Annotated in this window: 12 protein-coding genes; 1 reads left to right on the forward strand and 11 read right to left on the reverse strand. The window is 69.0% G+C overall.

The features are described from left to right. Positions 1 to 135 precede the first annotated feature (135 nt). Entirely contained in the window at positions 136 to 1,251 is a 1,116-nt protein-coding gene (locus tag BGO37_RS02400; RefSeq protein ID WP_291751878.1) for a site-specific integrase, read from the forward strand. A 19-nt stretch (positions 1,252 to 1,270) separates the two neighbouring features. Here BGO37_RS02400 and BGO37_RS02405 read toward each other — a convergent pair whose 3' ends face one another. The 11 genes from BGO37_RS02405 to BGO37_RS02455 form a co-directional block, all read right to left on the reverse strand. Next, positions 1,271 to 2,050, reverse strand: a complete 780-nt coding sequence (locus BGO37_RS02405; protein WP_291751880.1) for a hypothetical protein — start codon at positions 2,048 to 2,050, stop codon at positions 1,271 to 1,273. Further along, complete coding sequence (locus tag BGO37_RS02410; RefSeq protein WP_291751883.1) at positions 2,047 to 3,180, reverse strand: hypothetical protein; 1,134 nt, start codon at positions 3,178 to 3,180, stop codon at positions 2,047 to 2,049. Before BGO37_RS02410 ends, BGO37_RS02405 begins: the two co-directional genes overlap by 4 nt. Before the next feature lie 200 nt (positions 3,181 to 3,380). Next, positions 3,381 to 4,574 (reverse strand): restriction endonuclease, encoded by a 1,194-nt coding sequence (locus BGO37_RS02415; RefSeq protein ID WP_291751886.1) that lies wholly within the window; start codon positions 4,572 to 4,574, stop codon positions 3,381 to 3,383. Then, positions 4,571 to 7,135: an AAA family ATPase gene (locus BGO37_RS02420; protein WP_291751888.1), complete on the reverse strand. Its 2,565-nt coding sequence runs from the start codon at positions 7,133 to 7,135 to the stop codon at positions 4,571 to 4,573. Before BGO37_RS02420 ends, BGO37_RS02415 begins: the two co-directional genes overlap by 4 nt. Beyond that, positions 7,132 to 8,196 (reverse strand): macro domain-containing protein, encoded by a 1,065-nt coding sequence (locus tag BGO37_RS02425; RefSeq protein ID WP_291751891.1) that lies wholly within the window; start codon positions 8,194 to 8,196, stop codon positions 7,132 to 7,134. Before BGO37_RS02425 ends, BGO37_RS02420 begins: the two co-directional genes overlap by 4 nt. 3 nt (positions 8,197 to 8,199) lie before the next feature. Further along, positions 8,200 to 8,844 carry a DUF4433 domain-containing protein gene (locus BGO37_RS02430; RefSeq protein WP_291751893.1) on the reverse strand — a complete coding sequence of 215 codons (645 nt, stop codon included), beginning with the start codon at positions 8,842 to 8,844 and terminating at the stop codon, positions 8,200 to 8,202. A gap of 7 nt (positions 8,845 to 8,851) precedes the next feature. Then, the gene (locus BGO37_RS02435) at positions 8,852 to 9,724 is read right to left on the reverse strand and encodes a hypothetical protein (protein ID WP_291751895.1); all 873 of its coding nucleotides are present in this window, start codon (positions 9,722 to 9,724) and stop codon (positions 8,852 to 8,854) included. Next, positions 9,721 to 10,545, reverse strand: coding sequence for a hypothetical protein (locus BGO37_RS02440; RefSeq protein WP_291751897.1), 825 nt, complete (start codon positions 10,543 to 10,545; stop codon positions 9,721 to 9,723). The genes BGO37_RS02435 and BGO37_RS02440 overlap by 4 nt, the downstream gene beginning before the upstream one ends. Next, complete coding sequence (locus BGO37_RS02445; RefSeq protein WP_291751900.1) at positions 10,542 to 13,787, reverse strand: DNA methyltransferase; 3,246 nt, start codon at positions 13,785 to 13,787, stop codon at positions 10,542 to 10,544. Before BGO37_RS02445 ends, BGO37_RS02440 begins: the two co-directional genes overlap by 4 nt. Next, positions 13,784 to 16,633, reverse strand: a complete 2,850-nt coding sequence (locus BGO37_RS02450) for a helicase-related protein (RefSeq protein ID WP_291751902.1) — start codon at positions 16,631 to 16,633, stop codon at positions 13,784 to 13,786. Before BGO37_RS02450 ends, BGO37_RS02445 begins: the two co-directional genes overlap by 4 nt. Further along, complete coding sequence (locus BGO37_RS02455; protein ID WP_291751904.1) at positions 16,633 to 21,798, reverse strand: DEAD/DEAH box helicase; 5,166 nt, start codon at positions 21,796 to 21,798, stop codon at positions 16,633 to 16,635. Before BGO37_RS02455 ends, BGO37_RS02450 begins: the two co-directional genes overlap by 1 nt. Positions 21,799 to 21,864 lie beyond the last annotated feature (66 nt).

Genomic DNA, 21,864 nt, shown 5'->3' on the forward strand with positions numbered 1-21,864 from the left:
CGTGCGGAACCGATATCAGCTCTGACCTGCAGTGACGCTTGTCGAGACGGTATCGCGCGGAACGGGTTGTGAGATGCTTAATGCACGATAGATGCACGAAGCATGCGTGCGCATGAACCGTCGAAGGTGGGTGCGATGGCCGGACGGCGTGGCTTCGGAGGCGTGCGCAAGCTCCCGTCGGGGCGGTACCAGGCCTACTTCGGGGTGCCTGGCTCGGGGCAGGAGCGGGTCAACGCCCCGACGACGTTCGCCACCAAGAAGGCGGCCGACGTCTGGCTCGCCGAGCAGCAGACCCTCATCGAGCACCGCAAGATCAACCCCGAGGCGCGGCTGATCCCGTTCGAGGACTACGCCCGCCGGTGGCTGCGGCAGCGCCGGCTGAAGATTCGCACGCGCTCGGACTACGCGAACAAGATCGAGCACGTGCTGATCCCGCACTGGGGCACGACCGCGCTGGGCGCCATCCAGCCGGAGGCGGTGCGCTCCTGGTACTCGATGCTGGCGCCGGATGCCCCGACGCAGCGTGCGCGGATCTACGCGCTGTTCCGCACCATCCTGGCGACAGCGGTCGACGACGGGCTCCTGGACGGCAACCCGTGCCGCGTGAAGGGCGCCGGTCAGTCGCCGAAGCCGAAGCACGCCGTCGTGATCGCCACCCCGTCGGAACTGGCGACGATCGAGCAGGAGATGCCCGAGGGTTACCGGCTGATGGTGACCCTGGCTGCGTGGTGCTCGCTGCGGTTCGCCGAGCTGGACGCCCTGCGCCGCAAGGACATCCAGCTGTGGGACGACCTGGTGGACGGCCGGTCCGTGCGGCGCTGCAAGGTCCTCGTCGTCCGCAACGCCAACTGGGACCACGGCAGAGTCCACTTCGAGACGCCGAAGACGGATGCCGGCACCCGGGAGGTGACCGTGCCCCCGCACGTCATCCCCGCGATCGAGGCGCACCTCGAGCGGATCGGTTCGAGCCCGGACGCGCTGTTGTTCGCCCGGCCGGACGGTCTGCCGGTCTCGCGGGAGAGCCTGCGGAACGTCTTCGAGAAGGCCCGCGTGGCCGCAGGCCGGCCCGACCTGCGGTTCTACGACCTGCGGCACACGGGCAACACGTACGCCGCCGTGGCCGGGGCCACGCTGAAGGAGCTCATGGAACGGGCCGGGCACACCACGGCGGCGATGGCGATGCGCTACCAGCACGTGGCCGAGGGGCGCGACATCGCCCTGGCCGAGCGGATGTCCGGGCTGGTGCTGTAGCGCGCCACGGCTGCGGTCCTCAGCCGCCGCTCGGCTGGACGTCGGGCACGAGCCTCATCATCAACAGACGGATCCGCGCCTGGTCGACGGGACGGCGCGAGGCCGTGGCAGCGCCGGCGCCGCCCGGCTGCCCGAAGAAGGACCACAGGTGGGCGGCGGCCGTCCGCGCTCCGGCCGCGGCGGGCCAGTCGTCAGCCGTGAGGCCGGCACCGTCCGCGGCCTCGAGGAGGCGCCAGACATCGCGGGCATCGTTGGCTGCAAAGCGCAGCCGGTACGCGAACGCCTTCATGACGAGCGCGGCACGTACGTCGGTGACGTCGAGCGTCATCGCCAACCGAGTGCCGTCGCGCAGGTAGGCATCGACCTCGACCTCGGTGGCCGGCAGCATCATCGCCACGTGCATGCCGGGGATGGCGTCGACCGTCAGGTCACCGAACGTCTCGGACTCGACCTGACGGTCCCGCTGGGAGACGGTCAGCACGTCGATCACCGCGTTGTGCCCGTCGGTGCGCCGGAACCGGTTGCCCGCCTCCTGCTCGTACCTCAGCTCACGGAGCGCGCCGACGAGGTCGGTGTCCGCGAGGACCTGCCGTGGCACACCCATGTCGGCGTCGGCGGTCTCGCGTTCCGGCACGCGGTCCTCGACGCCGTGGACGTGTGTCAGCAGCGTGACGGCGATCCCGCCGACGAGCCGGTACGTGATTCCGAGCCGTCGGGCGAGCTCGGCCACGTCCGACGCGGCTGCCCATGCGGCGTCGGTGGCCGCCGACGCCGACCACAGGTCGAGTCGCACCGTCACCGGATCCTCCCGGCGACGAGCCCGTCGGCAAGGGCATCGGCCGCGTCGTCGCGCCCCTGATGCACCAGGTCGACCCAGACACGCCAGCCCGGCAGCTGCGGCATGCCGTCGGCCGCCGGACGCGCGGAGCTCAACAGGTGTGGGTCCTCGGACACCGCCAGGGTGAGGGTGGCCGCGTCCGCCGGCGCGGGCGTCAGCCCTGCAGGCTGGAGGTCTGCGGGTGCTGCGACCCAGATCCAGGCGGTCGCCGGCCGGGCCCAGGGTGCGATCCGGTCGGCAGCGACCTCGCCGGACACGGCGTGCCGCACGCCGATCTCGTCGAGACGCCGGCTGGCGGTCTCGGCTGCGCGCACCGGCGGCTCAAGCGTCGCCCACGTGGTCGCCAGCAGTGGTTCCTTGGGGTAGCGCTCGACGAGCCAGGCGGCGAGCGCCCGAGGATCCCTGACGGCCCACTCGGCGTTGCTGTGTACGACGAACTCGCCGAGCTGCGTCAGCACCTGCGAGACCCTCGGCCGGCCGATGCCTGCCCGGGCGGCAAGCTCTGACTGGTCTCGGACCGACCCCTCGAGCAGTGTGAACGCGACGGCATACGTTCCCCATGGAACGCGACCCCGAGCGCGGACCTGAGCCGGGCTCTGGGTCGGCGACTCCAGGCGCACGACGCCAGCCACGGTGCAGAGGAACCCTTCCGTTTGCGTCCCCTCCTGCACCGTGATCAGTGAGACTCCGACCTCCTCGGCGACACGGCGTGCCTCGGGGGAGGCGCCCGGGGCGATGACGAGCAGGCGCACGTCGGACTTGCCGCTGTCCGCCGCCACAGCGGCCAGGCGCCGCGCGGCGCTCGGTTGCACGGGACGGGTGAACCGCTTGATCGCGAACGCGGTCCGGGCCAGGTTCGGACCCGAGAGGACTACGTCAGCACGGGCATCGGGGCCGGGGAAGTCCGCAACGATACCGTACGCGGTCGCCAGGTCGGCCCACACGCCAGCCACCAGACGCTCCGAGTCCTGCACCGTTAGCATTATTCGCCTCCTGTGAACAATGCTAACGCTAGGAGCTCGCCGGCAGACGAGTTGTGTCAGCTGTCGCCGAGTCGCCGAGTCCCGGTCGGCCCGCGCGACCTCGCCCAACGCCGACATCCGCCACCACGCCCCGCCAGTCCCCACCGAGCCTTCCCAGCCGCTCCCACCGGCCCCTCGCTCACCTACCCTCCCCACGCCCCGAACACCCCACCCCCATCGCCCCCAACGACCACCACATTCAGCACTCTTCTTGCATCTCTGCGATGCTCGCGGTGCCCGCGGTCGCTGCAGCACGCAGTCGAGTCCTTTCAGACTCCGCGAAGGGCGAGGCTCGCGAGTTGCTCGACGTCGCGCAGCAACTCGCTGGGCTTTCTCGATACGTCGAGCGGCCACTGGACGATGTCGATCTCGGTGTTCCGGATCCGGTGGCGGGATGGCGCCGCACCCTCAGCGCGAGAACCGGCGTAGACGAGCCAACCGCGTCGCAGGCCGAGAGCCGTGCAGTACGCATGGACCTGGTAGAGGTCCGCCTCGGGGTACCTGCCGTCTGCGGTGCCGAGCTTGTACTTCGCATCAAGGACGATCACGGGAATGCGGTCGATCGTGTGCACGACGTCCGGCCGGATCGGAACGCGTCTGGCCGTATCGAGGAACGTGCGGAACTGTGACTCGGTGTGCCCGCCTGGGTTCAGGTGGGCTAGGGCTTCGCGCAGCGCCACCGTCACGAAGTCCTCGAAGACCGTGGCCATGTTGACGACGAACGCTGCAACCGACGCGTCACCGGCGTTCGTTGACAACCCGACGTGGCGCAACACCAGCTCGGACAGCCGAAGCACTGGCTGATAGCGCTCGTTGAGCCGGGACGGACGCCACTCGGGCAGCGGCGCGCCAGGCACCAGCACTCGCACGCCATCAAGTCGCGCTGCGAGGTGACCGAGGCGCCGGTGGAGCCCGAGAGGGAGCCGCGGCACCTGCGTCATGCGGACGAGTGCAGAACGCAGGATCCGGTTCTCGGCGATGTCGCCCTGGTACTCGTCGTACGTCACATCGAGCGGCACGAGGATGCCGGGACGACGGGCGATCTGGTCGGTCATGCGGATGCGCCCACGGACCACGGCAAGCGAGTCCTCACGCGTGACATAGCCCTGGAGAACGCCGCGACCGAGGGCTCGCTCGGCGAGCCGAGCGAGTGTCTCGGCTACCGCCGGCCAGAGTCCCTCATCGGCCAGCCCTGCGATCTCCCCGAGCACGAAGCCGGGGTCCTTCGCGTAGCCGAGCATGAAGAGCACCGACGAGAAGCTGGCCTTCGGACGCACGACCAGGTCGAGGTCGCCGACGCGGACGGCACCAACGGTGTTGGCCACCGGCAGCAGACGCCAGACGCCAGGGCGCTCGGGTCGTACTTCGACGATCGAGAGAGCCGCGAGTGTCGCGGCCTTCAAGTCGTCGAGCTCGACGAGCGTTCCGGCGCGGTCGTTCTCTGCCAGTTCGACGCGGCTCACGGCAGGTCGACGTCACCCTCGCCGCCGGGCAGCGCGTTCTGAACCGGTCCAGCACCACGTGTCTCGACGACCATGGTGGTGGTCAGACGTGAGCGCAGCCTCGCGAGGCCGAACCGTTCGCGTACCTGGGCTCGGTCGAGCCGGCCGTAGTAGTGCTCTTCGAGCAGGGGGAGGATGTCGTAGTCCCAGATCCGTTCGAGGCCCTGTTCGGTGTCGGCGTCGTCGCGCATGAGGTACGACGGTCCGATCTGGAAGTCGCGGTCGTCGGTGCCGATCTGGGCGTTGAGGGCTCGCAGCAGGTCGGCACGCCCACCGTCGCGGTGGTTGGCCGCCAGCCAGTTGTCGAGCAGGCTCGCGACGGGCTCACTGTCCGGGTGCATCTCGATGAACGAGAACCGGCGACGGATCGCGGCATCGACCAACGCGATGGAGCGGTCGGCCGTGTTCATCGTCCCGATGATGAAGAGGTTCTTGGGAAGTCGGAACTCGGCCTCGGGCGAGTACTGGAGTCCGACGTACTCGTCCCGGTACTCCAGGAGGAAGTACAGCTCGCCGAACACCTTTGCGATGTTGCTGCGGTTGATCTCGTCGATGATCAGCACGTACGGGACGCCGGGATCCAGGCTGGCGGCGGACGCGATACGACGAAGGGGGCCCGGCTGAAGCTCGAACGCGAGCCCCGTCTCGCCTTGCACCCGCGGCCGGAACCCTTCGAAGAAGTCCTCGTACGCGTACGACGGATGGAACTGGACCAGCCGCACGGCGTCGTCGCTCGCGACGTAGCGAGCGACCTTCCGGGCCAGGTACGTCTTCCCGGTCCCTGGCGGGCCGTAGACGATCACCTGTTGGCGGCTCTCAAGGACGCCGATGAAGTCGTCGAGCCACTGCCTGTCGAGATGGAGGGAAGCGGCGAATTCGCTGGTGGCGCCCTTCAGCGGCGGCGTCGAGCTCGTGGGCAGCACAACCGGCTCCGGCGTCGACTGCAGTGTCGTGACGGTGGAGACGGGGAAGAGCTTTTCGAGCGCACCGCGTCCCTCGGTGAGGTCAATGACCGTTCGCGACGTGGCCCCCAGTAGTCCGAGAACTGGCAGCGGAAGTGTGGCGACGGCGATGGGATCCGGCAGCCAGTCGACAGAGCGACGCAGCCGAGGTTCGTCCGGGCAGAACTCGGGATCACCAGTGATGCGGCCGAGCCACGCCTGCTCGTCGTGGCGGGCGACGACGACATCGTCGACCTGCATGCGGGACAGGAAGGCGAAGTAGTCATCGGTCAGGTACAGGCGTTGCGCGTAGTCGACATGCTCGTATCCAGCGTCGACGGAAACGCGGACGGTCTCGCGTGGAGCTCCGGCGGTCAGCGGAGCCAGGTGACTCGCAGCGAGTGAGACGAATCCCTCGTTGCGCCAGCGCTCGATGAGCTCGATGCCCGCGGGTTTCGTTCGCACGGCCCAGGCGCGGTCGCCGGCGTCCTTCGGTGGGTTCCACGACGCATACCACGGGTCGGTGTACCAGTCGACGGACTCGTTCCCAACCGGGTCGCTCTCCAATCGGGAACGGATTGCGAACAGGTCGCGGTCAACTGACTCGAGACTGGTTCCGCTCGGAGCCCCGATGACGTGCGCAAACGCGTCACGAATCCGACGCTTGTGGTCGTCGTTGACGATGTTCTCGAAGACGTCAGGGAACGCCATGAAGACGAAGGCGTTCCGCATCATCGGCAGGTAGTACTCGACGCGGCCTGCAACGTCACGGAACGCCCACGGATCCCGACGAGCCGATTCGCGCTCCGCGCCGGTGAGTCCGTTCCACGTGACTGTGAAGTCACACAGCCAGACGATCTGCTGCCACGCCGCGCCGTGCCATCCACGTCCCCCGTTGAAGACGCCGTGTGACGTCAGCCCCTCGCTGATTGGCGCCGGGATGGAGACAGGCTCCTGCATCAACGTGAGGACCATCTCGACGTACTGGCGCCGCGTGTCGGGTCGGAGGTCGGCGACTGGGATGGATCGCAGGTACACGGCCTCGGCGGCGAGCAGCAGCACATCCCTCGGCGCGCCAGTGAGCTGAGATCGGAATCGGTCCCACCACGCACCCTTGCCCGTGTCACCTTCTCCGAAGATCGCGTTCCGGAGCGCGGTGGCGTTCTCCGCGGTCCAGATGCGGCGCGAAGGATCGAGCGTGGACAGACCATCACCCAGGAGGTGCGCCAGCACCACGCGAGCGGCGGCGGCTACTGCGGCAACCTCCTCCTGCCGGCGACGGGGCTGGACGGAGGGGATCGGGTTCACGGGCAACCGTAGGCAGTTGGGGCACCACCGGGGGTCGACGGGCTCGTCGGGCGCCTGTCGCCACGCTTCGATGACCTCGTCCCGTGTGCGCGGCTCGACACCGACCCGCGGCTCGTGGAGGCAGTCGGCGGCGTGCATCAGGTGCGAGTCCCGCTTGTAGACGTACCCGGCCGGTGAGTCCGCAAGCTGGTATTCGGCGCCGCCGAACAGACGTTCCGTGCCCGGGATCGGCAGGTATGCGCGGTGGCCGGCCGTCGGCGCGTCGGAGCTCATGCCGCCACCCACCGCTCGTCGCGCAGCTGGTCCCACGCGATCTCGATATGACCGTCCGTGAACAGCTCCCGCTTGCGGCGCGACCATTTTTGGACCCGTCGACGGACGTCGGCCAGGTCAGCCGGCGCGGGGGACTCGTGTGTGGCCACCCAGTGCACTGTCGCGAGGAGTTCGGTTCCGTACATCGAGTCGAAGCCGTCGACGAGCTCGAGGACACGCGCCATGCGCGCCTGGGTATCGGGGTGCTCTGCGAGCACCGCTTCGGCTTCCTCTGCGGCTCCGGGGAGGAGAGTGATCGGCTCGGCGTCGATCACCTTCGCACTGGCGTCGCCGTAGCCGGTCAGGTACGAACCCTCGAGCTCGCGCAGCACGTGTCGCAGGTTGTCTGCGTACGGGCCGTAGTGGTGTCGCTGGTACTGCAGTCGCAGCGGCTCGCCGGCCTCTTGGAGAAAGTACATGAGCTTCTGAACCTCGATGAGCGAGGCACCGACCGCGGTTGTGAGGTAACGCGCCAGAAGCCCGACGAGGGCGGCACGCTGCGGTGTCAGCGGCTTGCGCTCGGCCGGCCGCGCCATGTCCGCCGCGGCAGGCGCACCGTTCGGCTCGTAAAGCAGCACCCGCACGTCCGCCACCTCGTCGAGAGCGGCGACGATCCGCGGCTTGACGAGCCGCCAATCCAGGCCGCCGCTGCCGGCACCGAGCGGAGGAATGGCGATCGACGAGATCTCGCGCTCGCGGATCACGCGGACGAGGTCGACGAGCCCGGCGTCGACGAACTCCAGCCGCGACGGGGCACGCCAGTGCCGCTTGGTCGGGAAGTTGATGACGTACCTCGGCCCGGACATCGACCCCGTGGGCCACACGTGCATCCGGCCGACCTCGACCTCGCCGGCTTTGCAGGCAGCAACGTACGACTCGAACATCGCCGGGTACGCGCGGCGGAACTGCAGGGCGATGCCCTTGCCCATGACACCGACGGTGTTGACGGTGTTGACGAGCGCATCGACGTCTGCGGCGAGCAGGTTGCCGCGAGCCTCCTCGATCATGGTCTGCCCGATCACCCCTCAGAAGTACCAGCTACGTCTGACATGGACGGGCGGGACATGCGCGGCGCCGACGAGGACTTGTTCAACGAGGTCCTTGCGTTGCGCGTCGAACACACCCACGGTCAGTATGGCGTTCCAGGGCACGCCCCGATGGACGAGGCACTCCGCCATGCGGCGCTCCTTGCGATCGGGGTACTCCGCCGTGTTGTTCCAGTAGGTCTCGCGCATCAGGCCCCAGTCGATGAAGCCGCCGGCCGTCCACACGGTCCGGTCCGCCGTGAACTCGGTGTAGCCGAGCACGGCGTTGCGGTCCGTGAACACGAGGTCGGCGCCGAAGTCCTCGAGAAGCTCCACCGTGGTGCCCAAGTAGACGAGGTCGCTGGTCCGTCCTTGGAAGGTCAGGACGTTTCCGTGCGAGATCGAGTAGAGCATGGGACTGCGTGGTGCGAAGTAGAACGGCACGTAGTCGCCAACGGTGCCCCGTGGGCCCACGGAGACGGCCCGCCTCCGCCTCCGCCCCTTGATCTCGCGGTCCCCAGCCTCCCGCACGACGAGCCCGCGGGCTTGCACTTCGGTATCCGCGATGAGGCCTTCGCGCACGATCGACGGCAGGTGGTCGAGGTGCGTGAAGTGGTAGAGCCACGTCGGTGTTGGCGGGGGCATCGTGGGGTCAGCTCGACTCGCGCGCGGGGTGGCGGGGACCCAGGCCCGGGGGCGGGTTGAGGATCGTCTGATACGCCGTGCCGGTGTCGATCGCGCGCTGCATGGCGTCGTGGACCTCGAGGATCACGCGCTTGGTGCGGTACTCGCCGTGCGCCACCTCGTCCTTGCGCCGGACGATCGGGAACGTCTCCATGATGTAGTCGACGTCGTCGCGCGCCACGCCATATAGGTGGAAGAAGGCGGCATCGAGTTCGGCGCGGATCAGGCCTCGGCGTTCAATGTCCCACCGGAATGGTTCGCCTTGGTCGCCCAGAAGTCTTGCGGCCGGCGCCAGCCTCTCCGACGTGTAGAGCAGCTCGCAAAGCCGGGATCCGAACCAAGCCGTCCCCGACTCACGCGTCCACGAGATGAGTCCAGTGATCTCGCGAGGCTCGGGTGCCACCAGTTGCGCCATGACAGAGAACTGAAGGTGCATTCCCGTGAGTTTCTGTCGTACGACGTAGTCGAAGACGAATGAGTTGAGGAAGCCTGTGGCGATGAGCGAATTTAACCCGGAGTTGCCTGCCAGGAAGTAGTCGTAGTTTCCACCGCCCGCGATTCCGTCCGTTGCTGTCGCGATCGCGGTGCGGATGTCCGTGGAGCGTGCGATACCACGCCAGACCGTAGCCCACGCTTCATTCCATCTGCCATTCAGCGTGTCCGCAGCGCTTGACTCGGGAACCCAATACCGAGGCTCTACCTCGAAGCGAGGGTCATCCTTCTCCTCGTCGGTTGCGTCACGAGTCGAGCCATCAGATTCATATGTCGCCCACCGGTGATCGAACTGATGGAGGAGTTTTGATTCGTAGAGCGGGAGCATGCGCTCGGGGGCTTCCGTCATGCGGGGATCCTCCTCGGCCGCGGGGCGTGGCGGGGGCCAGCACCCGGGGCGGGATCGAGCGACGACTGGAAACGAGTGCCGGTGGCGATGGCGGTCGACATCGCGTCGTACGACTCGAGGATCAGGCGCTTGGTGCGGTACTCGCCGTACGCGGCCTCGTCCTTTCGGCAGACGATCGGGAACGTCTGCATCACGTAGTCGACCTCGTCGCGCGGCAGGCCGTACAGGTGGAAGAACGCCGCGTCGAGCTCGGTCCGCAGCATCGCGCGCCGCTCCTCGTCCCACACGAACGGCTCACCGTCGTCGCTGAGGTCTTCGGCCAGTCCCCGCATGTCGTAGGCGGTGTAGCTGAGCTCGAGCACGTACGTCAGGATCCACTCCCGAGGCGTCGCGGGGAGCCATGCGACGGGACGCTCCAAGAGCCCCGCGTTGAGCGTTGCGATCTGCTTGACGATGAAGAAGTTGAGGCTGGTCGCGCTGACCGACTGGCGGGCCACGTAGTCCGTGGCGAAGGAGTTCAGGATGGCGGCGAGGACAGGACCGCCGACGGTGAGCATCAGCGGGACTTTGTTGCCTACCGCGCTCATCGGAAAGAGCGGCGCGATCAACGTCCGCTCGTCAGTGGCGCGCGCGATGTCGCGCCAGCCGAGGAGCCAGGGCTTGTCCCAGCGGTTTCCGAGGGACTTGGTGACCTCGTCGGCGTGGACCCAGTAGCGGGGGAGGACGACGAATGACGGGTCCACTTTCTCGGCGGGCGTCGCGTCGCGGACCGAGCCGTCGCGCTCGTACGTTGCCCAGCGGTGGTCAAACTGATGCATCATCTTGGCCTCGTAGAGCGGGAGGAACGAGGCGTGCCCCCCCCCCCCCGCTCATTTGCGCTGTTCGTCGGCCGGACGAAGACGTTGCCTTCCAGCACCCAGCCCTCGGCCTCGAGCTCGTCGCGCGTGTGGAACAGGTGCGAATCCGACGTCATGTTGAAGAGTCCCTGCATGAAGGAGACGCCCCATGGGTTCCCCGCCGGGTCGCCGGCGGCGACGAGGCGCTCATTGATGAGAACGGGGACACGTCGGTAGATGCCGAGTGTGATCTCGGCGTCGCGGCGGGTGCGGAATATGGGCAGTGTTCCGGTATTCGGGTTGAGAAGCGTGATCTCCTCGGGCGTCATCGTGAAGCGAGACGACGGGATCTCGCTGGCGTCGTGGAGGAAGAACGCGAACTGCGCGACCTTCGTCCTGCGGGCCGAACCGCCCAGTGTGAGCAGGCAGAACTTGTACCGTGAATCGACTGCCTGGAAGATTGGCGCACGGTTCTCGAAGTCGTAGAGAGCTCGGACGCTCGAATTCTCGACGAGGTCCCGGAAGAAGTACTGGGTGGTCGCGTCGGTGGCAATCCCGGTCGGCACGATCACGCCGGTCTGGCCCGACGCGGCAGTCAGCGTCCGGAACAGCTCGGCGAAGAGGGGGTCCGTCTTGACCCGGCCGCGACCGGTCAACGGGTAGACGCCAGACTCTGCGGCGAAGTGCCGCACGCAGTCGATGTGCCTCTTGTCGGCGGTGTACTGCGCGTACAACTGCGGGTCGTCGTGCTCCAGAGCCTCGATCAGGCGTTTCCGGCGGGCCCCCGCGGCGGAAGCAATCTCTGGATCTTTGGACGCGAAGTACTCCTGCTCCTTGAGCTCGATGTGCTCCCATGGCGGGTTGCCGAGCACCGCGTCGAAGCCGCCGATCCAGCCTGCCGGGCCTTCGGGACCTGAGGGCCGGTCGAATACCTCGGGGAACTCCAGGTGCCAGTGGAAGAACCGGTATTCATTGGCCAGCCGCTCCACCTCGTTGCGGGTGGCTTCCAGGCTCGCCGCGTCGGGATCGGTCTCGAACCGGCGGACGATCGCGGTGGTCGGCGGCTGGGTGACGTGCACGCTGCTGGCCGTGGCTTGGCCGAGCGGCCAGACGAAGGCGGCGACCCACGCGTCGGCGTGGACCTTGTGGTGCAGGTACTCCGGTGACCGCTCGTACTCGTGCCAACGACGCGCCTGGGTCCGAACGGACGCGGCGTCGTCGAACACCGCGAGGAACTCCGCGCGCGCGTCGCGGAACGGGCGCGCCCTGGCCGAGCCGAAGTCGAGCTCGAGGACGTCCTGACCGCCACCGTCTCGGCCGCGCTCGGCCTGGTTGCGGCGCTTCACCGCGGTTGCGACCTTCTTGTCGTCGCCCTCCAGGGGTGTGAAGGCCTCGTCGGGAACGCCGGCGGCCAGCAGCGCGGGCGTGGTGCCCAGCAGCGAGTTGCCGACGCGGATGCGCGCGTCGAGGAAGCCCAGCGCCTTGCCGGGTTCGACGGCCTCGAGCCAGAGTGAGACCTTCGCCAGCTCGGCGGCGAGCGGGTTGACGTCGACGCCGTACACGCAGCGGGCGACGACGTCCCGCAGCGCGTGACGAACGTCGTTCGGCGTGGGCTCGTCCTCGCCGGAACGGATCGCCGCGAGGCGGCGCGCGATGCGGCGAGCGGCGGCGACGAGGAAGTGGCCGGAGCCGCAGGCGGGATCGCAGACGCGCAGGTTGAGGAGTTGGCGCTCGGCATCGGCACCGTCGGTTGCCGCCGCTACGGCGTCATCTATGACTGGATCCAACGCGGAGTCCAGCAGCGCCGAGACAAGGGCCGGGGGCGTGTAGTAAGAGCCGGTCGTCTTGCGCTCGTTGCCGCTCAGGCGCTCGTACTCGAACCGGTGCTCCGTGACCGAGACTCGCGGGACCAGCTCGAGCAGCGCCTCGTACACACCGCCGAGCTCCTCGGACCCGAGGTTGCGGTAGTCGACCTGCTGGAGCCGCTGCTCGCCGGTGGGCAGCCAGGCGAGGTCGCGGATCGCCTGGAGCATGTCGTCGTTGGCGAGTTCAGCGTCGAGGAGCGGCTCGCCGAGGCCATCCTCGGGGTCGAAGAGGCCGCCGAGGGCCGGGAGTCCGAGCGCCGGCTCACCGTCACCGCCGAGCGCGCGCAGCACCAGCCGCTGGCCGCGCCACAGGTCGGCGTAGGCGGCCGAGCCGTGGCGTTCGCGCGCCTGGCGGCGCAGCCGCTGCGTGCCCAGGAAGTCCGTGTAGTGCTGCCGGGCCAGCGGGCCAGCGTTTGGGTCGAGCAGCACGTCGCGGTCCTCGGTGACGAAGAGGAAGAGCAACCGGTACACGAGGCGCAGCAGCTGGCGGTGGTAGTCCTCGCGTCGCAGCTTGCCGGTGGCGAGCAGCTCGCGAAGGTGGGTGTTCTCCGGGTGGGCGATAAAGCCGGTGCCCAGATGCTGCAGGGCGTTCTCGACGCCGTCGCGGAGCCGTTCCAGCGCACGAGCGCCGGCGTTGACCGAGTCGGAGCGCCAGGCCTCGAGCCAGCAGTCGCTCGCCGTCGCCGAGCTGCCTTCGGCGGTGGGACGGATCTCGAGCCGGGACTGGTGGCACGTCTCCCACAGGAGGAGGAACTCTGCGAAAAGCTCGCCGTCGAAGATCGCCTCGAGGTCGAACTCGACGAACGCCGAGCCAGCCAGCGCGGTGGAGTCTCGGAGCAGGCGCAGCCTCAGGCCGTTGGAGACGATCGCCCACAGGTGCTCGTCGGTCCGGTTGAGCAGCTCCTGGACCATCGCCTGGGGTGCGCGGGTGGCTCCGGCGACGCCGGCGTGGCGCCGGTCGAGGTCGACGCCGGGACCAAGCAGGTGGATCGGGATGTGCTCCCAGACGTGGGAGATGGGGTACGTCTGCTCGCCCACCGTGATCCCGCCGGTGCGAACCGGGACTCGGCCGTAGCCGAGCTCCTGGAGCAGCACAAGGAGCCAGCGCTCGCGGACCAGTGCAGCACCGGTGCCGGCGAAGCCGCCCGGCTCCTTCGCCTGGGAATCGCGCCACGCCTCCCAGGCGCCGACAAGGTAGGTCCATGACCGGTTCGCAGCGTCGCGGATGCTCTCGCGGCCGGGCAGGTGGTAGGAGGCCGGGGAGCGCGACTCGGTCGTGCCGATGTCATCGCTGGCGATGCGCTGGAGGAATGTCGCCGGGACGATGCCGCCCTCGACGTGGATCGCCTGGAACGCCGTCACGCAGCACCGCCGGGCAGGTACACGTAGACGCCGAGCAGGTCGACGGGGAGCTGGGGGCTGACGTCGAGGCCGCGGATGCCCAAGCCGCCCGCGACGTCGCGGCCGCGCGCGGCCTGGCGCACCCGGGTGTGCGCATCGCGCAACTCGTCGGCCGCTCGCTGTGCCTCGGCGTCGAGGGCCGGAGTGAGCTGCGGCAGTGCGCGGAGTACCCCTTCGATGAGGCTGCGGGCGCGGTCCGGGGGTGTGTTGGCGGACGGTTGGGCGGTGAGCAGGGCATCGAGCTCGTCCGGCTCGAGCCACACCGGCCTTGTCGGGGAACCGCGGAACGCGAGCGTCCGCGCCTCCTCAGCGACCTCCGTGCGGGTGCCGTGGCGGCCAGGGAGGGTCACGTGCACCCGGAACCGGGCGAGCAGCAGCACCGTGAGTGCGTCGACGGCGTTCGTTGTCATGACGCCGGCGCGCCGCGCCGGGCGTAGTCGCTCCTCGAGGCGCTTGTCGAGGGCGCCGTCAAGGATGAAGCGAGCCAGGGCGCCGACCCGCTCGTCCGTGCGCACGGTGACGGCTGCGCCGCGCGGGGCCGGCAGGTCGCGGGCCCACAGGAGCGTGCCGTCCGAGCCGTTGAGGTGCAGCGCGTCGCGCAGCCCGACCGGGATCGAGTGGGCCTCCAGCACCAGGCCGGACGGGTCGTCGCGGATGGCGCCGTCGACCTCGGCCAGCGCGGTGCGGACGAAGCGCGCGACATCCTCCGGACGGCCCAGGCGGGAGCGGGCGGCGTCCACCTCACGCGCGACCTCGTCGGGCCGGATCGTTGCTTGGGCGTAGCGCGTGCGCGAGAGGCGCTCGGTCTCGGCTGCCGACGTCCACGCGTCGTCGAGCTGCTTGACCACCGGGAATAGCTCGAGCTCGAGCTGTTCGCCTGAACCGCCGCGCAGCAGAACGCCTTCGAGGAGGGCCTGGAGCACGCGGTCGTTCGTGTCGTTGGGGACCGGGACGCTGATGCCGAGGTCCTTGCGGATCTGTGCGTGCTTGCGCAGCAGCGCGTTGAGCACGATCCCGTCGATGCCGTTGTCCTCGCCGTAGATTGTCACCGCCCGCACGATGTCCGCAGTCTGGCCGAAGCGGTCGACGCGGCCCTCGCGCTGCTCGTGGCGCGTGGGGTTCCACGCGAGGTCGTAGTGGATCACGGCCTGGAAGCCGTCCTGGAGGTTGACGCCCTCGGAGAGGCAGTCGGTGGCGACGAGCACGCGGCCGGAGTCGGCCGGTTGGTCGAGCAGGCCGTGCACGCGGGCGGAACGGTCGTCCGGGGCCAGCTCACCCGTAACGACCTCGACCGGAACGTTGCGCATCACCGAGCGAATGTGCTCGGCGAGGTAGTGGGCCGTGGGGATGAAGCGGCAGAAGACGATTGGCGACACGCCTTCCCTCAGCAGGCCCCGCACCTGCGTGACCAGGGCGGCCAACTTGGCGTCGTCGTCGACGCGGAGGCCTTGGGCCTGGACCGCCAGGTCGCGGAGGATGCGGGCCTCCGGCGAGGAGTTGTCACCCAGGGTGGGGATCGCGCCGGGAGCGGTGTCGTCGGCGTCGGTGGAGTCGTCCTCCACCTGGTCGAAGACGAGGGCGCGCCCGACGGCGTCGGCGGCCTCTCCGGACTCGGCCGCCGCGGCGGCCGAGCGGGCCACGAGGGTCGCGGCGGCGGCGGCCGGCGACGAGGCGATCGAGCGCAGCAGCGACAGGACCGACCACCATCGGACACGCTGTTGCAGAGTTGTGCCCGACCGGTCCCGGACCTGCCCGCGCGCGTAGGCGACGGCGTCGTCGAAGAACGTTCGGAACGAGGGGGACAGGCGGTACGGAACCTCGCGCGTCTGGCGGTCGCTCGGGAACTTCGTGTCCTCGTGCAGGTAGGTGCGGATGTCCGCGCGGCGGCGCTGAACGAGGTGGGCGGCCAGTCGCTGCCGTGCCTCCTCCGCGCCGAGGTCCACGTCGCGCAGCGCGGGATCGAGGAGGCCGACGAGGTTGCGGAATGCGCCCTCGTTCCCCGAGTGGGGCGTTGCGGTGACCAGGACGAGGTGGCGGTTCTCGTCCTCGGCGAGGTCCTGGAGCAACCTGTAGCGCTGCGTGCGCCCGCGGCCGCCGGCTCCGGCGTCGTCGACAACGCACGTGTGGGCCTCATCGACGACCACGAGGTCCGGGGCCGTGCGGAGGAACTCGTCGCGGCGGCGGTCGCTCTTGATGTAGTCGGTGGACACGACCGTGACCGGGTAACGGTCGAAGATCGACTCGTCGTGCGTCAGGCCGCGCTGAAGCCGGCCGACGGTCGAGGCAAGGACGAGTTCCGCCTCCAGGGCGAACTTCTCGCGGAGCTCATCCCGCCACTGCTCGGCGAGCGCCGGCGGACACAGCACGGCCAGCCCCTTCGCCTCGCCCTGGGCCAGTAGCTCCCCGGCGACGAGGCCGGCCTCGATCGTCTTGCCGATACCGACGTCGTCGGCGATGAGCAGACGCGTGGTCTCCTGACGCAGCGCCATGAGGAGGGGGACGTACTGGTACGGGCGCGGGTCGACGGCCAGTGACGCGAGGGAGCGGAAGGGGCCGCCCGTCGAACGGAAGCCGATCCGGAGGGCGTCGCGGAGCAGTGCGGCCGAGCGGGCGTCGCCAAGGTCGTCCGGACCGGGAGTCGGGAACGTGGCGGACTCGACGGCTTCGAGCGCTGGCAGGACCCCGGCGCGGTCGGTGTCGCCGCCCGCCAGGGGGCGCAGGACGAGGAAGTCGTCGGCGCTCTCCGGCAGAACCACCCACTCCCGCCCGCGTGCGCGGACGAGCGTTCCCGGAGCGTAGGTGGGCACTAGGCCATCCTGCCGAAGGCGCTCGGGTTCGCGGCCACCAGCGCGCCGAGATCATCGCCGTCCCGCAGGTGAATCACCTGCCAGCCGGCGGCCAGCAGCGGCCACTCGTCCGGCTGGTGGCGCGAGAGGTCCTCGACGATCACCACGGCGTGGGTGCGGGGGAAGGCGAGGTCGACGGTGATGCCTTCGATCGCGACGTCCGCGGAGTCAGGCAGTGCCAGGCCCCGCAGCCCGAGCAGACGAACGAGTTCGGCGGCGCGGCCGGACAGCGGGGTCGGGGTGCGCGCCGGGGCGGCGGGAGCAGGATCGGCGCTTCCATCCCCTGCGGGGTGCGGGTCGTCGGGAGAGTCGGTGACCGTCGTCGCACGTGCGAGACGGAGCAGGGTCGGCACCGCCGACTGACGGTTGATCGACTCGTGGTCTGACTGGTTGGAGTACGAGAGGAGGCACCGGTAGCAGCCACGGACGCAGGCATCGTCGTGCTCCCGGCCCGTGTCCGGATCGACGTGCATGATCCGCAGCGCCTCCTGCGCCACCCGCGCCAGAGCGTCGGGCTCGCCGTGAAGCCGGCGCAGCACGCCAGCGCCGCCCTCTGCGGCCTCGACGAGGAGGAACCGCCCACGGTGGTCGTCGTCGGCGAGGATCTCGCTCGTCAGCTCGGAGTCCTCGAGCTGGAACACCGCCTCGATGCCCCGCTCGAGGGCGTACATCAGCGTCTTCGCCTCGGACTCGTCGCGTTGGTCCTCCCACCGCAGCACCGCGATGTTGCGGCGGTCCTCGACGTACGGGATGACCCGCGCCTTGCGCTGGACGTCGGCGGCGACCGGGGTGTCGTCATCGCCCTCAGGCGCGTCGATCGCCGCGGCTCTGGTGTCCGAGAGCCAGGTCCCCCTGACGGTGTCGATCCAGAAGCCGGGGGCGGTGCCGGGAGCGCGCCGCTTGGGGCCGGTGTTCGTCACGCGAAGCTCCGCGGCGTCACCGTATCGGAGGTCGAGCATCGGGACTCCGCCCTCCTGCGCCATCGCGTGGAGCACGCCCGATGAGCGCCCCTTCGGCTGGAACCGGTAGGACGTGACGAGGTCGAACCCCAGCCGCTGGCGTTCCTCCTCGTCGGCGGAGATGCGGTCGCGGCGGCGGGTGATGACGGTCTGCATTGCCAGCAGGTTCCGTGTCGGCTCGGCCAGCCGGGCGCCGCAGTTCTCGCAGACGTCTGTGCCCACCTGGCGGTCGTGGTGATAGTTGCAGCTCGCGCAGATGCGGGCCTCGGAGAGCGTGACGTTGCCGGCATTCGGAGCCTTGCCGTCAGCTGGCTCGTCCGATCGCGGCAGGTTGACGCGAATCACCTGGTAGCGGGCGCCTTCGTGGTAGACGAGCGCGTTCGGCCCGAACTCGCGCAGGGCCAGGAACCGGGGACGCTGCAACCACGTGGCGCCGGCACCCCGTTGCCCCGGCACGTAGGCGGCCAGAGGCAGGCGTGGGAACGAGTAGCCGGGGAGGAACCCCTCGGAGCCGAAGTAGCGGTATGGGTAGTAGTCACCCTGACCCATGGCCGACGACGAGTCGCTCTCGTTGAGGAGCAGGTCGCGCTGGCGCCGGGCCTCACGCTGGCGGTCCTCGGCCTGCTGGCGTTCCTTCTTGGGTAGGCTGGCGTCGGCGGACTGGCGATACGCGAGATCCATCTCCACCCGGACCGTCCGGTCGAGCGTCCGCCACCTCTCGCACGCGAGATCGAATGCGTGGGGTGCATCGGCCACGACGTCGTCGACCCAGACGGCGGACCACCACTGGGTGCGCTCGAGGTCCTCCCGGAGGGGGTCGAGGACGGCATGGGCGGCCGCAGTTGCGCGTGCGGCGAGGTCGGGCACCGCGAACGCCGCCTTGATGTCGGCATTGACGGGGTACCCGGGTTGGTCGATCTCGACGACGTGCTTCATCGACTGCCGCAGGTCAACGGGGGTGCAAGCTAGCCAGATGGCATGGACGTGTGAGCGGACGAGGTCCTCGTTCGCCAGGTCGAGACGGGGTGGCAGGACGCGGCCCGCGACCATCTGGTTGCTGCGCGCGAAGTAGTAGGAGTCGTGGGCGTTGCCGCTGGAGCAGTAGGTGACGACGATTGCCGGCTGTCCCGACCGGCCAGCACGACCGGAACGCTGCGCATAGTTCGCGGGCGTCGGCGGCACGTTGCGCATCGCCACCGCGTCGAGCGAACGGATGTCGATGCCGAGCTCCATCGTCGGCGAGCAGTACAGGAGCTTCAGCTCTCCGCTGCGGAACTGGTTCTCGCGCTCCTCGCGGATCTCGGGGGGCACCTGGGCGGTGTGCTCGCGGGCGACGATGCCCGCCAACTTGGTGCCCGCCTCCCGGTACAGGTCGCGGAAGTAGGGGAGGACTCGCGGCGCTTTCTCTTTGTCGAGCGTGCGCCGCACGGGGTCGGGGGCACCGTGGTTGCCGTCGCCGGCCATCAGCCGGATCTGATGCGCTTTGAGGCGATAGCCGTGCAGCTGTCCGTCACGGACGTCGGCCAGGAATCCGTTGGCGGCGAGCAACTTGACGAGCGAGTCGAGGACGTCGTTCGTCGTGACCCGGTCGATTCTCGGGTGCGCCGGATCGACCGTGCGCGACAGCCATCGGCCATACGCGCCCTGGGCGGTCAGCGCGAGCACGTTGCGCGGACCACCTTGCGGTTGCGCTGCGAGGACGACGGTCCCCAGGTAGGGCACCTGCTCGGTGTCGCCGACTGTCCACACACCGACGAGGTGCTCGCGGCTGAGGATGCGCAGCTTGTCGATGTGCTCCTGCGAGAAGACGTCGGTGTCGATCGCGAGTACCCGCCGAAACTCGTCGAGGAGCACCTCGATGATCTCGTACCGCAGGTCGGGATCCGCGGCCCGCAGCAAGACGTGCGCGCTTGCCCAGTGCTCCACCGAACCGCAGAACGCCTTGGCGATGGGGTACCGGACGCGAATGAGGCCAGTCTGTTCCAGGTTCGGTAGCGTGAACCGCCAGCCCCGCCTCAGGTCCTGCATCGCGCGGAGAGCGACGACCTTGCGGAGCGCTGCATCCGCCTGGGACGTGTCGAAGGCACGCGGATTCTGGGCGTAGTGCTTCCTGTCGAGGTTGAGCACCCTGGGGAGGGTCGACTCGAAGTCGATTGGGTCGAGGCCCTCGTCACCGGATGCCTTGGCCGCGGCGAAGACCGCCGACCGCAGTTGGCTGACCAGCGCGAAGTCATTGACGTGACCCGCCTGCAGTGACGCGTCTTGGCGGTTATCGACGAACGTGAGCAGCTTGCGCACCTCGTCGGGCAAGTCCTTGTCCTGGCTGAGCGACCGGATGATGCTCGTCGATAGGACAGTCGTTGCGCTGGACCGGCCCTCTTGATCGAGGGTCACGACCTTCGACAGCTCGCTGAGGCGCGCGGTCTCGTACGTGACGCCGCAGCGAAGACAGAAGAGCATCGAACCGGGGATCCATGCGGCGGACACGCTCGGCGACGGGTCGCTGCTGCCTGGAGTCGAGTACTCGCCCATGAGTCCGACGACGACGGCCTGCGGAACGTGAGGTCGGCGCGATTGCTGGACGCGGGGGCCGGACGGGGTGTCGTCGATCCACGACTGGGGCAGGCGCTCGATCGGGTCGGCCGGCCACGGGTCCTTGGTGTCGACGTACAGGTAGCCGTCGTCAGGGCCGGAGAGGGCAATCTGAGTACGCGCGACGAACTGTGCCTCATTCCGGTCCTGCCTGACCATGAGGTACTCCTGGCCGCATTCCCGACAGAAGGCCAGGGGATACAGGCGCCGCTCAGGGGCAGATACAACGACCTGGTACTCGTGCTCGACAGGGCGTACAGCTTCAGCCTCGGCGGTGACATAGACAGAGGCGCCCTTGGACATGAACTGGTGGAGGCGGAAGGCGAACAGTGGTCGGCCTGCCGTCCCGTCGACAGTGCGCGAGCCCGCCAGGAGGGTGGCTCTGATCGCCGTCTCACAGGCACCGGCGCCGCGCCCGGTGATCTCGGCCAGCGTCTTACCGGCTCCCTGAACCGTCTGTGGTTCGGTGCGCACGAGGACCGCGGTGTCGGGTTCGGTCGTCAGCCCGAATGTGTCCTCGATCCATGACGCGAGCGGGTCCGTTCGAAGAGCGTCATAGCCGGCCGCCAACGTTCGGTCGACGGACTCTGCTTCACCGCGTGCGTCGACGGCAGCCGCCAGCTGATCGGCCGACGGGGCGCGCTCAGTCGTGGCTCGCACGAGCGATTCGGTGATGACGTTGTCGGCGGTGACCTCAGTGCCGAAGATGCGACTGGCAACGGCGGCGACTTCCCGGCGCTGATCGTCCTGGGTGCGGGCGGTCGACATCGTCGCGGAGGTACCCACGCACTGCAGGGCGCTGGCAGTGCCGGTCGCCTGCCTCACGCGTCGCACCAGCATCGACACGTCGGCACCCTGGCGACCGCGGTAGGTGTGGAGTTCGTCGAGCACGAGGAAGCGCAGTCCCTGCGCCGCCGAGACGAGCTTCTCCCGTTCCCGGGGCCGTACCAGGACGTAGTCGAGCATCACGTAGTTGGTCAGCAGGATGTCCGGCGGGTTCGCCAAGATCTCCAGACGCTCGTCCTCAGACTCCTGGCCTGTGTAGCGCCGGAACGTGACTGGCTCGTTGCCGGCGCCGAAGCCGCCCCGGAGGAACTTGCCCAACTCCTCGACCTGGCTGTTGGCCAACGCGTTCATCGGATATACGACGATCGCCTGCACGCCGCGCCCGGAGCCGCGTCGCAGGACGTGGTCGACAATGGGCACGATGTAGGCGAGGGACTTGCCCGAGCCAGTGCCCGTTGTCAGGACGTATGAGGCACCGGTTCGCGCCGCTCGGATCGCATCGGCCTGGTGCTTGTGGAAAACGAGCGGCTGGCCCGGCCCCTTGTCCTTCCCGACCCGGAAGATCGCCTTGGCCTCGGGACGCAGCAGCCCCTCGGCGACGAGGTCGTCGACCGAGCCGCCCGTTGCGAAAGACGGGTTCAGCGACAACCACGGATCCGGCCACTGCGCGCCAGCCGCGGCCTGCGCCTCGACGGACGCCTTGACCCGCTCGTCGCGGATATCGACGAACCCTTCGGTGAACTTCTTGTAGTCCTCAATGAGGTTGCGGTGAACCTTGAACGCGTCCATGGCCTCGCTGCGCTGCCCGTCTCATGGATCTCCTGACGGCGCGCCGCCCGCGACCCCCGTGCGTCG

Source organism: Cellulomonas sp. 73-92 (assembly GCF_001898175.1).
Lineage (GTDB): Bacteria > Actinomycetota > Actinomycetes > Actinomycetales > Cellulomonadaceae > Cellulomonas.